The 12,236-nt window shown below is 65.2% G+C and carries 7 protein-coding genes; 3 read left to right on the top strand and 4 right to left on the bottom strand.

What is annotated here, in order from left to right; translation table 11 throughout:
• Positions 1 to 4: 4 nt before the first annotated feature.
• From AC0J5J_RS08215 to AC0J5J_RS08200, 4 genes are all read right to left on the bottom strand, one after another.
• The gene (locus AC0J5J_RS08215) at positions 5 to 502 is read right to left on the bottom strand and encodes a SprT-like domain-containing protein (RefSeq protein WP_134425142.1); all 498 of its coding nucleotides are present in this window, start codon (positions 500 to 502) and stop codon (positions 5 to 7) included.
• Complete coding sequence (locus tag AC0J5J_RS08210; protein ID WP_474897444.1) at positions 502 to 1,659, bottom strand: PQQ-dependent sugar dehydrogenase; 1,158 nt, start codon at positions 1,657 to 1,659, stop codon at positions 502 to 504. Before AC0J5J_RS08210 ends, AC0J5J_RS08215 begins: the two co-directional genes overlap by 1 nt.
• A gap of 322 nt (positions 1,660 to 1,981) precedes the next feature.
• Positions 1,982 to 2,545, bottom strand: coding sequence for a hypothetical protein (locus AC0J5J_RS08205; RefSeq protein WP_474897443.1), 564 nt, complete (start codon positions 2,543 to 2,545; stop codon positions 1,982 to 1,984).
• 155 nt (positions 2,546 to 2,700) lie between these two features.
• Positions 2,701 to 3,570, bottom strand: coding sequence for a spermidine synthase (locus AC0J5J_RS08200; protein WP_134425140.1), 870 nt, complete (start codon positions 3,568 to 3,570; stop codon positions 2,701 to 2,703).
• 303 nt (positions 3,571 to 3,873) lie between these two features.
• Here AC0J5J_RS08200 and rpoB point away from each other — a divergent pair, with 303 nt between their 5' ends.
• The 3 genes from rpoB to AC0J5J_RS08185 all read left to right on the top strand — a co-directional run bounded on the left by rpoB (position 3,874) and on the right by AC0J5J_RS08185 (position 12,212).
• Positions 3,874 to 7,368: a DNA-directed RNA polymerase subunit beta gene (gene rpoB / locus AC0J5J_RS08195; protein ID WP_134425139.1), complete on the top strand. Its 3,495-nt coding sequence runs from the start codon at positions 3,874 to 3,876 to the stop codon at positions 7,366 to 7,368.
• 45 nt (positions 7,369 to 7,413) lie between these two features.
• On the top strand, positions 7,414 to 11,310 hold the full coding sequence (locus tag AC0J5J_RS08190; protein ID WP_134425138.1) for a DNA-directed RNA polymerase subunit beta': 3,897 nt from the start codon (positions 7,414 to 7,416) through the stop codon (positions 11,308 to 11,310).
• A 239-nt stretch (positions 11,311 to 11,549) separates the two neighbouring features.
• Positions 11,550 to 12,212: a hypothetical protein gene (locus AC0J5J_RS08185; RefSeq protein ID WP_474897441.1), complete on the top strand. Its 663-nt coding sequence runs from the start codon at positions 11,550 to 11,552 to the stop codon at positions 12,210 to 12,212.
• Positions 12,213 to 12,236: the final 24 nt, after the last annotated feature.

Genomic DNA, 12,236 nt, shown 5'->3' with positions numbered 1-12,236 from the left:
GCTCCTATCTGTCTCCTGTCGCCGCCGCGGCCCGACGCCGGGCCGCGGCGGTGATCTCCCGCCGCGTCCACCGGATGAGGAACGCCGTGTCGAATCCGCGCCCGCACAGCCCGCAGGCGAATGCCCGGGTCGGTTGGCGGTACCGGTAGTGCACGTGCCCGAACGGACAGGTTCCGACCCAGGGGGCGAGTTCATCCGCGATCTCCCCGTCGTGGGTGCGCTTGCCCTCATAGCCGAGGTTCTGCGCGGTCAGCTTCCATTTCGGCCCGTGACCGGCGCGCGGACCGGCCAGCGCGTGCGCAACCTCATGCAGAAGGATCTGGTGAACGTCGTCGTCGTCATAGCGCGCGGCCAGGTACCGGGACACGGTGATCCGCTGCACGGTGTAATTGCACAGCCCCGCCCGTTTCTTCGCGTTGTCGAAAGCGAAGGTCCAGCCGGGGTCGAGGTGCAGGGTGATCAAGGCGTTCGCCCAGTGGCGCACGCGGTCGAGGTCGGCCATCAGGGTGCCACCGCCACCTGATAGAGCCGATCGTCGCCGGGGGAGGGGGTGCCGCGGCCATCGGTATTGTTACTCACGAACCACAGTGTGCCATCGGGCCCCGACACCACGTCCCGCAGCCGCCCGAAGCTGTTCACAAACCAGTCGTCGACCTCGCCTGTAGAGGGATCGATGCGCCACAGTCGCTCACCGCGGAGGGCGGCCAGGAAGATCGTGTCGTTCACAATCGCGAGTCCGCTCGGGCTGGCTTCGCTCGTGGGCCACTGCTGTACCGGGTCGACGAAGCCGGGGTCGGCATCCGTGCCCTGCATGCCCTCGACGACCGGCCAGCCGTAGTTCCCGCCGGCCTCGATGCGGTTGAGCTCGTCCCAGGTGTTCTGGCCGAACTCGCTGGCCCAGAGCTGGCCGGTGGAGTCCCAGGCCACGCCCTGAGGGTTGCGGTGCCCGAATGAGTACACGAGGGTTCCGAACGGGTTGTCGTCCGGCACGGCGCCGGTCGGGGTCATCCGCAGGATTTTGCCGCTGAGGGACGCCGGATCCTGGGCGTTGCCGGGGTTGCCGGCGTCCCCGGCCGTGGCGTAGAGCAGGCCGTCAGGGCCGAAGGCGAGGCGGCCCCCGTTGTGGTACCCGGCCTTCGGGATTCCGTCGAGCACCGGTTCGGCGTCGCCGAGGGTGTGGCTGCCAACGGAGCCGAGCAGCGGCATCCGCACGATGCGGTTGTCGTCGACGGCCGTGACATAGGCGTAGACCCAGCCCGTGCCGCCCGGTGCGGCCGGATCGGCCAGCGCGGCGAGGCCGAGCAGCCCGCCCTCTCCGTCAGGGCGAGCCTCGGCGATCCGGCCGGCGTCGCGCAGGCTGCCGTCGGGCAGGAGCTCGCGCACAAGCGTCGTGTCCCGTTCGCTGATCAGGGTGCCCTCGTTCGGCAGGCGAAGGATCGACCAGGGCGCGTTCAGGCCGGAGGCGATCACGACCGGGTCACCCACCGGCCGCACCGGGGGACCGGGTGCGACGGATCCGGGCACCCCGGGGTCGGTCGGGGATGGCTGGGCCGGGGTCGAGGTAGACGCCGAGGGGAGCGGCGGGCTCGCCGCGCACGCGCCGAGGAGCAGCAGTGCGCCCAGGGCCAGCGCCCCGGCCGCGCCGGTGCGTGCGTGCATCCGCCGATTCATGCTGCCGTTCACGCTCCACCTCGTCTCGAACCGGCATGCCCGCCGGCAATAAATCCAGCATGCCCCGGATTGCCGCCGCGGGTGAGCGGCCGCTGTTGTGCATAACTCCTGCAAATCGCAGCCGCGGAGTGGGTGAACCCCTGAATTCCGGGCCCGCGGCGATGGCCGCGAGACAAATTGCAGGAGTTATGCACACTGCCCAGGGCGAAGGAAGCAGGGCGCAGGGCGCAGGGCGCAGGGCGCACTGTGCATTTGCACGGATGCTCGCTGCCTCGTCCTGGCGCAGGGGGCCGGTATGCGGTGCGCCGCCCTACTGCTGTGGGCGGCCCTGGCGACGCTCAGCGATGAAGGACTCGACCACCGCGACGGCGACGAGCGCGCTCTCGAGGAGGGCCGGCGTGGCCCCGGCCTGCTCGCGCAGCGTCACGGAAGCCCGGAAGTCGGCCAGGGCGGCGTCGAGGTCGCCCTGTTCGAAGTACACCTTGCCGCGGCTCTCCCGGGCGAACGATGCCACGCTGGCCCATTCGTGCGTCTCGGATTCGAGCACGCAGTGGGTCAGTTCGGTCACCGCTTCGTCGAGCTTGCCCCGGTACTGCTGCACCTGGGCGCGACGGATGCGGCTGAACGCCAGTTCCTCCCGCGACCCGGTGAATCGGGACTGGCGCAGTGCCGTGTTGGCCATGTCCCAGGCCTCGTCGAGCCGGCCGGTCAGTCGCAGCAGCACGACCTTCTCGTTGAGAGCGGAGAGGCTGCGCAGCTCGCCGAGTTCTTCGAGGCGCAGCTGCGCAGCATGGAGGTCGACTTTCTCACGCAGGGTGACGGCATCGTAGCCAGTGATGATGGGCAGGGTGTGGTCCTGAGGCGAAGGCGGCACATGCCGCGGGCGAAACGTGGTCCCGTCCAGCGTAGCCCCGGCCGGGTGGGACGGTCCCCGATCGGGGGCGATCCGTCACATCCGTCGCTGCGTCTGCGGCTGACTCAGGAGATTTCGCCGCGTGAGCGGGCCCGACCCGTCGAGCCTGCGCCCGTTCAGCTTCCGAGCTGGAACACCGTGCGGCCGGGAAGCGGCGACGGCGTGGCCGTCGCATCCGTCGTGACCAGGGCGGTCGCCATGAACTGGGTGAGTTCGGCGCCTTCGACCACCTTCGACGGATGCGGCCCGCCCGCCAGCAACCGCGACACCCAACTCGTGTCGATGGGGGTGTGCGCGGCGACGAAGACGATGTTGCCGAACCGGCGCCCCTTGAGCACCTGGGTCTCGGCGAGGGCGAGCACATGCCCGAACACGGCGGACAGCGTCGCGGCCTGCGAGCGGGCGAACGGCAGCCCGGGTCCGTCGGCGACGTTCACGACGAGTACCCCGCGCGGCGAAAGCAGGGGAGCGGCCAGTTCGTAGAACTCACGGCTGGTCACATGGGCCGGGGTGCGCGCGCCGGAGAAGATGTCGACCACGACGAGGTCCACGGCGCCGTGCAATCCGGCCGGCAGCTTCGCGAGCACCTCGCGGGCGTCCCCGTGCCGCACGCGCAGCTGCGCGCGCTTGTCCCAGGGCAGTTCGCCGCGCACGAAGTCGATCAGGTCGCTCTCCAGCTCGACGACCTGCTGGCGGGACCCGGGCCGGGTGGCCTCCACATAGCGGGGGAGGGTCAGCGCCCCGGCGCCCAGGTGCACGGCGGTGATCGGCTCGCCCACGTCGCCGATCAGGTCGATCACGTGCCCGATCCGCTGCACGTACTCGAAGAACAGCTCACCGGGGTCGTCCATGTTCACGTTCGACTGCGGCGTGCCGTCCACGATCAGGTTGAAGCTGCCCGGGGTGAACCGGTCGGGCTCGATGACGGCGTGGTGGCCGCTCAGTTTCAGGGTGATCGACGGATGCTGCGCGACAGGCCTACTCATCCCTCAAGTGTGCGCCCTCCATCCCAGGCGACAACGCCGACGGAAGACACCCAAAACCGGGTTATACCTGAGAATATGCAAGAGGTCAAGAATTTAGTGGACAGAGCGGGTCAATCAGCATATAGTTGTTCTTTACGCTCCCAGACTAAACTCTGCCTTCATATTGCGGTCGGCTTTGCGTGCTCAAGCCACCTTGACGCATACCTCGTTCAGTAGTTCAGAACTCGAGGGTCTGAGGAGTTCGTACTCGGTATTCCTTACTAACAGTGACTAGACCTGACGGGGTCCACGGAGGTTATTTCCTTGGCTGCTGCGCGCAACGCAACCACCAACTCACCCAAGAACGGACGTGCCGCTGGCCGTCTTTCGTTCGCGAAGATCACCGACAATCTGACTGTTCCGGATCTGCTTGCCTTGCAGACCGAGAGCTTCGATTGGCTCGTCGGTAACGACAACTGGAAACAGCGTGTCGCAGAAGGCCAGGCGGCCGGTCGTCAGGACCTGCCGACTCGCACCGGACTCGACGAGATCTTCGAAGAGATCTCACCCATCGAGGACCTCGGCGAAACGATGCAACTGTCGTTCACCAACCCGGAGCTCGAGCCGGAGAAGTACACCATTGACGAGTGCAAGGAAAAGGGTAAGACCTACTCCGCACCTCTCTATGTGAACGCTGAGTTCATGAACCACCTCACCGGTGAGATCAAGACCCAGACCGTGTTCATGGGTGACTTCCCGCTGATGACCCCCAAGGGCACCTTCGTGATCAACGGCACCGAGCGTGTCGTCGTGTCGCAGCTGGTCCGCTCCCCGGGCGTCTACTTCGACCGCCAGCAGGAGAAGACGTCCGACAAGGACATCTACTCCGCTCGCGTCATCCCGAGCCGCGGCGCCTGGCTCGAATTCGAGATCGACAAGCGCGACCAGGTCGGCGTTCGCATCGACCGCAAGCGCAAGCAGTCCGTCACGGTCTTCCTCAAGGCCCTCGGCCTGACGAGCGAAGAGATCCTCGAAGAGTTCAAGGGCTTCGCGTCCATCGAGCTCACCCTTGAGAAGGACAACATCCTGACCAAGGAAGAAGCCCTCAAGGACATCTACCGCAAGCTGCGTCCGGGCGAGCAGGTCGCCGCCGAGGCCGCGCGTGCGCTCCTCGACAACTTCTTCTTCAACTCCAAGCGCTACGACCTGGCCAAGGTCGGTCGTTACAAGATCAACCGCAAGCTCGGCCTCGAGGCGCCGCTCGGCGACTCCGTGCTGACGCTGCAGGACATCCTGGCCACGATCAAGTACCTGGTTGCGCTGCACGACAACCAGACCACGATCTCCGGCGTCCGCGACGGCAAGCAGACCGACATCCGCATCGACATCGACGACATCGACCACTTCGGTAACCGTCGCATCCGTGCCGTCGGCGAGCTCATCCAGAACCAGGTGCGCACCGGCCTGTCCCGTATGGAGCGCGTCGTTCGCGAGCGCATGACCACGCAGGACATCGAAGCGATCACCCCGCAGACCCTGATCAACGTGCGCCCCGTCGTCGCCGCGATCAAGGAATTCTTCGGAACCAGCCAGCTGTCGCAGTTCATGGACCAGAACAACCCGCTCGCCGGACTGACGCACAAGCGTCGCCTGTCCGCGCTGGGCCCGGGTGGTCTGTCCCGTGACCGTGCCGGCGTCGAGGTGCGAGACGTTCACCCCTCGCACTACGGCCGCATGTGCCCCATTGAAACCCCGGAAGGCCCGAACATCGGCCTGATCGGTTCGCTCGCCTCATTCGCGCGGATCAACGCCTTCGGTTTCATTGAGACCCCGTACCGCCGCGTCGTCGATGGCAAGGTCATGAACGACCAGATCGACTACCTCACCGCCAGCGAAGAAGACGAGTTCATCGTCGCCCAGGCGAACGCCCCCCTCACCAAGGACTGGCACTTCGCCGACGCCCGTGTTCTCGCCCGTAAGAAGGGTGGAGAGGTCGACCTCTTCCCCGCGGAAGACATCGGCTACATGGATGTCTCGCCTCGCCAGATGGTGTCCGTCGCCACCTCGCTCATCCCGTTCCTCGAGCACGACGATGCGAACCGCGCCCTCATGGGTGCCAACATGCAGCGTCAGGCCGTCCCGCTCCTGATGAGCGAGAGCCCGCTCGTCGGTACCGGCATGGAGGTCTTCGCGGCCATCGACGCCGGTGACGTGCTCACCGCCGACAAGGCCGGTGTGGTGATGGAGGTTTCGGCCGACGTCGTCACCATCCAGCTCGACGAGGGCGGCACGCAGGAGTACTACCTGCGCAAGTTCGCGCGCTCCAACCAGGGCACGAGCTACAACCACCGCGTCATCGTCACCGCCGGCGAGCGGATCGAAGTCGGCGAAGTCATCGCCGACGGCCCCGCCACCGAAAACGGAGAGCTCGCTCTCGGCAAGAACCTGCTCGTCGCGTTCATGCCGTGGGAAGGCTACAACTTCGAGGACGCGATCATCCTGAGCCAGAACCTGGTCAAGGACGACACCCTCTCCTCGATTCACATCGAGGAATACGAGGTTGACGCTCGCGACACCAAGCTGGGCAAGGAAGAGATCACTCGCGACCTGCCCAACGTGTCGCCCGACCTGCTCGCCGACCTCGACGAGCGCGGCATCATCCGGATCGGTGCCGAGGTTCGCCCCGGCGACATCCTCGTCGGCAAGGTCACGCCCAAGGGCGAGACCGAGCTGTCCGCCGAGGAGCGCCTGCTGCGTGCCATCTTCAACGAGAAGAGCCGTGAAGTTCGCGACACGAGCTTGAAGGTTCCCCACGGTGAGCGCGGCACCATCATCGGTGTCAAGGTCTTCGACTCGCAGGATGGCGACGACGAGCTCGGCTCGGGCGTCAACCAGCGCGTTGCCGTTTTCATCGCCCAGAAGCGCAAGATCACCGAGGGTGACAAGCTCGCCGGCCGTCACGGCAACAAGGGTGTTATTTCCCGCATCCTGCCGATCGAGGACATGCCGTTCCTTGCCGATGGAACCCCGGTCGACATCATCCTCAACCCGCTGGGCATCCCGGGCCGAATGAACTTCGGCCAGGTCCTGGAAACCCACCTGGGCTGGATCGCCAAGCAGGGCTGGCAGGTGGAAGGCAAGCCCAAGTGGGCCGGCCGTCTGCCCGAGGCCGCGCACAGCGCAGCTCCGAACACCAAGGTCGCGACCCCGGTGTTCGACGGCGCGCTCGAGGTCGAGATCGAGGGCCTCCTCGACTCCACGACCCCGACCCGTGACGGCGACCGCCTGATCGGTTCCTCGGGCAAGACCCAGCTGTTCGACGGCCGCTCCGGTGAGCCGTTCCCGAACCCGGTCTCCGTGGGCTACATGTACATCCTGAAGCTCCACCACCTTGTCGATGACAAGATCCACGCCCGTTCCACCGGCCCCTACTCCATGATCACGCAGCAGCCGCTGGGTGGTAAGGCGCAGTTCGGTGGACAGCGTTTCGGTGAGATGGAGGTGTGGGCGCTCGAAGCATATGGAGCCGCTTACGCCCTGCAGGAACTCCTCACCATCAAGTCGGATGACATCCTCGGCCGCGTGAAGGTGTACGAGGCCATCGTCAAGGGTGAGAACATCCAGGAGCCGGGTATCCCCGAGAGCTTCAAGGTTCTGATCAAGGAAATGCAGTCGCTGTGCCTGAACGTCGAGGTGCTGTCGAGCGACGGTACCGCCGTCAGCCTGCGCGACACGGATGACGAGGTGTTCCGCGCTGCGGAAGAGCTCGGCATCAACATTTCCACCCGGTTTGAGTCGTCCTCGATCGACGACATCTAGGCCCGGCCGATGACGAACACTTCGAATACTTTCCAAGGAGAGAAATTGCTCGACGTAACCACTTTTGACGAGCTTCGCATTGGCCTTGCGACCGCCGACGACATCCGTCGCTGGTCTCACGGTGAGGTCAAGAAGCCCGAAACCATCAACTACCGCACGCTCAAGCCGGAAAAAGACGGCCTGTTCGGCGAGCAGATCTTCGGACCGTCCCGGGACTGGGAATGCTCATGCGGCAAGTACAAGCGAGTTCGCTTCAAAGGCATCGTCTGTGAGCGCTGTGGCGTAGAGGTCACGAAGTCGTCGGTGCGCCGTGAGCGCATGGGCCACATCGAGCTCGCCGCCCCGGTCACCCACATCTGGTACTTCAAGGGTGTCCCCTCGCGTCTCGGCTACCTGCTGGACATGGCTCCGAAGGACCTCGAAAAGGTCATCTACTTCGCTGCGTACATGGTCATCACGGTGGACGAAGACGGCCGCCACCAGGACATGCCGGGCCTTGAGAACGAGCTTCGCCTCGAGATCAAGACCCTCGAGGGCCAGCGCGATTCCCGCATCGCCGACCGTCTGCAGCGCCTGGAAACCGACCTCGCCGCACTGGAGGCCGAAGGCGCCAAGAGCGACCAGAAGAAGCGCACCAAGGACGCCGCCGAGAAGGAGATGAGCCAGGTCCGCAAGTCTCTCGACGAGCAGATCGCTCACCTCGAGCGCGTGTGGGAAGACTTCCGCACCCTCAAGGTCGGCGACCTCAAGCCTGAGGACTCGGTCTTCCACGAGCTGCAGGACCGCTTCGGCATGTACTTCGAGGCCTACATGGGCGCCGAAGCCATCAAGAAGCGCCTGCTCTCCTTCGACCTGGTCACCGAGAGCGAGAACCTGCACCTGCAGATCGCCGAGGGCAAGGGCCAGAAGAAGATCCGTGCGATCAAGCGCCTCCGCGTGGTCAACGCCTTCATCATCACCGGCAACTCGCCGGCTGCCATGGTGCTCGACGTCGTCCCCGTGATCCCGCCCGAACTGCGCCCGATGGTGCAGCTCGACGGTGGCCGCTTCGCGACATCCGACCTCAACGACCTCTACCGTCGTGTGATCAACCGCAACAACCGTCTGCGTCGTCTGCTGGACCTCGGTGCCCCCGAGATCATTGTGAACAACGAGAAGCGGATGCTGCAGGAGGCCGTTGACGCGCTCTTCGACAACGGTCGTCGTGGCCGTCCCGTCACGGGTACCGGCAACCGCGCCCTCAAGTCCCTGAGCGACATGCTCAAGGGCAAGCAGGGTCGTTTCCGTCAGAACCTGCTCGGCAAGCGCGTCGACTACTCCGGCCGTTCGGTCATCGTCGTCGGCCCGCAGCTCAAACTGCACCAGTGTGGTCTGCCCAAGCAGATGGCGCTCGAGCTGTTCAAGCCGTTCGTGATCAAGCGCCTGATCGACCTGAGCCACGCTCAGAACATCAAGGCCGCCAAGCGCATGGTCGAACGTTCACGCCCGCAGGTCTGGGACGTGCTCGAGGAGATCATCCGTGAGCGCCCCGTGCTGCTGAACCGTGCGCCGACGCTTCACCGCCTCGGCATCCAGGCGTTCGAACCTCAGCTCGTGGAGGGTAAGGCCATCCAGCTGCACCCCCTCGTCTGTGCCGCGTTCAACGCCGACTTCGACGGTGACCAGATGGCAGTCCACCTGCCGCTGTCGATGGAAGCCCAGGCCGAAGCGCGCATCCTGATGCTCGCCTCGAACAACATCCTGAAGCCGTCTGACGGTCGCCCGGTGACCCTGCCCACGCAGGACATGATCATCGGTCTGCACCACCTGACCACGCTCAAGGAAGGCGTCATCGGCGAGGGCCGCGCGTTCTCCTCTGTTGCGGAAGCGATCCTTGCTTTCGACCAGAAGTCGCTCGACCTCAACGCCAAGGTGCGCATCCGTCTCACCGACAAGTTCTTCGAAGAGGGCACGCAGCCCGAAGGCGTCGAACTCGTCGACGGACAGGCTGTCGGTGTCGTGCTGGTCACAACCACGCTCGGCCGGGCCATCTTCAACGAGGCCATGCCGGTCAACTACCCGTACTTCGAAAAGGTTGCCGACAAGGGCACCCTCTCGGCGATCGTCAACGACCTCGCCGAGCGGTACCCGAAGGTGGAAGTTGCCGCGACGCTGGACCGCGTCAAGGATGCCGGTTTCTACTGGGCTACCCGCTCCGGTGTGACCGTGGCACTCAGCGACATCCTGACCCCGCCGAACAAGCCGCAGATCGTTGCCGGCTACGAGAAGCAGGCCGCCAAGGTTCAGTCGCAGTTCGAGAAGGGTCTCACGACCGACCTCGAGCGTCGCCAGGAGCTCATCCAGATCTGGACGAAGGCAACGGAAGACGTTGCCGCGGCCATGCAGGAGAACTTCCCGAAGGACAACACCATCAACCGCATGGTCACGTCCGGTGCCCGTGGTAACTGGCTGCAGGTGCGAAACATCGCCGGTATGCGAGGCCTGGTCAACAACCCGAAGGGTGAGATCATCCCTCGCCCGATCATCTCGAGCTACCGCGAAGGTCTGTCCGTCGCCGAGTACTTCATTGCTACTCACGGTGCTCGTAAGGGTCTGGCCGACACCGCTCTGCGTACGGCTGACTCGGGTTACCTCACGCGTCGTCTCGTGGACGTCTCGCAGGATGTCATCATCCGCGAGGACGACTGTGGAACGACCAAGGGTCTCGAACTGCCGATCGCCGAGATCAACCCGATGGGCGATCTCGTTCGTCACCCCAACGTGGAGAACGCGGTCTACGCTCGCAGCCTGGCCACCCCGGCGGTCAACGCCAAGGGTGAGGTTGTCGCTGACGCCGGCGACGACGTGGGCGACGTGCTCATCGACAAGCTGGTCGAGGCCGGTGTCGAGACCATCAAGGTGCGCTCGGTTCTGACCTGTGAGTCGGCCGTCGGTGTGTGTGCGGTCTGCTACGGCCGTTCGCTCGCCACCGGGCTGCTCGTGGACATCGGTGAGGCCGTCGGCATCATCGCCGCGCAGTCCATCGGTGAGCCGGGTACCCAGCTCACGATGCGTACCTTCCACACCGGTGGATCGGCATCCGCCGACGACATCACCCAGGGTCTGCCTCGTGTGCAGGAACTGTTTGAGGCTCGTACCCCCAAGGGTGCGTCGCCGATCGTCGACACCGCCGGTCGCATCACCATCGAAGACACCGACCGCAGCCGGAAGGTCATTCTGACCCCCGACAACGGCGACGAGGCGATTGCCTACCCGGTGCTCAAGCGCTCCACCCTCCTCGTCGAGGATGGCCAGCACGTCGAGCTCGGCACGCAGATCATCATCGGCGCCGTCGACCCGAAGGAAGTTCTTCGAGTCAAGGGTGTCCGCGCTGTGCAGAAGCACATCGTCGGTGGCGTGCAGGATGTCTACCGTTCGCAGGGTGTGCCGATTCACGACAAGCACATCGAGGTCATCGTTCGTCAGATGCTTCGCAAGGTGACCGTCGTCGAGCACGGCGACACCGGCCTGCTCCCCGGCGAGCTCGTTGACCGGTTGAAGTACAACGAACTCAACCGCACCGCGCTCACCGAGGGCAAGAAGACGGCCTCTGCCCGTCAGGAAGTCATGGGTATCACCAAGGCTTCACTGGCGACCGAGTCCTGGCTGTCGGCCGCTTCCTTCCAGGAGACCACCCGGGTTCTGACCCAGGCGGCCATGGAAGGCAAGAGCGACCCGCTGATGGGCCTCAAGGAGAACGTCATCATCGGTAAGTTGATCCCGGCCGGCACCGGTCTTCCCCGCTACCGCGACGTCACCGTCGAGGCAACGGACGAGGCCAAGGCTGAGCGTTACCCGAACCGCATCTTCACCGATGATGCAACGTTCAACGAGGGTGACCTGAGCTTCGTCGACTTCGACAGCTTCTCGTCGGATGACTTCACCCCCGGCACCTACAACTAGTCACTAGCGATAGGTTCCACGGATGGCCCCCTGCTTCGGCAGGGGGCCATCCTCCGTTAACCGCCCGCCGGTGGTCGAGCCGCCGGTGGTCGAGCTTGTCGAGACCCGAGCGCGTCGAGACCCCGAGCCACCCGGTGGTCGAGCTTGTCGAGACCCGAGCGCGTCGAGACCCGCGATAAGCTAGCCGAAATTCTCTCTGGGGGTATCGCATGGCTGCAGGTCCAGTGTCCGCTTCGGCAATGACGCGTCGACGGATGTGGGTGCTCCTCGGTGCCGTCGGCTCCCTGCTGGTCATCGCCCTCGTTGTGTTGCTCATCGTGTGGCGCGGGGGTGCCGGTGTGCCTGAGGCTGAGGCGGCGAGTCGCCCGCAGCCGAGCTCGACGCCGGCCCCGCTGGCGGTCACCGCCTCGCCGCAACCCCCGTCGAAGCCGGTAGCGGACGGGCCGCATCCGTCACAGTGTGAGCAGTTGTACAGCCCGGCGATGGTGGCGGCCTTCGGCGATCTGGCGCTCAATCCCGCCTGGGTCGCCGAGGAGAACTCGGGAGCCAATCGCGGGTCTGCCGACCCGGAACTCGTCACCCTGATCGACGCGGCCGAAGAGAAACTCACCTGCGTGTGGGCCAATGCGGGCGGTGCCTCCGGTGTCGGACTGACCACGGAACTGGTCTGGGTGACGCCCGAGCAGTCTGCCGCGGTGCAGAGCCGGCTGTCGGCGGCGGGAATGAACTGCTACGAGGAACTCGCGGGGATGCGGTGCATCGTCGAGGGCACTGATGACGGTGGCGTCTCCGGTGAGTCGCATTTCCTCAGGGATGGAATCTGGTTGGCCACGTACTACTTCAACGCCGGTCCGGATGGCTACACGCACGACATGATCGCGAATGTCTGGGCCGACGCGTAGCGCCGGATCACAATCCGCGAACGA

The organism is Cryobacterium sp. TS_SC_7, assembly GCF_056156285.1.
Note: the sequence above shows the minus strand (reverse complement) of the source record. Positions and strands in the feature narration are given on the sequence as shown.

Bases quoted from the DNA above. Each gene is read 5' to 3' on its own strand.
- AC0J5J_RS08215 (WP_134425142.1), bottom strand. From the start codon at position 502: ATGGCCGACCTCGACCGCGTGCGCCACTGGGCGAACGCCTTGATCACC.
- AC0J5J_RS08210 (WP_474897444.1), bottom strand. From the start codon at position 1,659: ATGCACGCACGCACCGGCGCGGCCGGGGCGCTGGCCCTGGGCGCACTG.
- AC0J5J_RS08200 (WP_134425140.1), bottom strand. From the start codon at position 3,570: ATGAGTAGGCCTGTCGCGCAGCATCCGTCGATCACCCTGAAACTGAGC.
- AC0J5J_RS08185 (WP_474897441.1), top strand. From the start codon at position 11,550: ATGACGCGTCGACGGATGTGGGTGCTCCTCGGTGCCGTCGGCTCCCTG.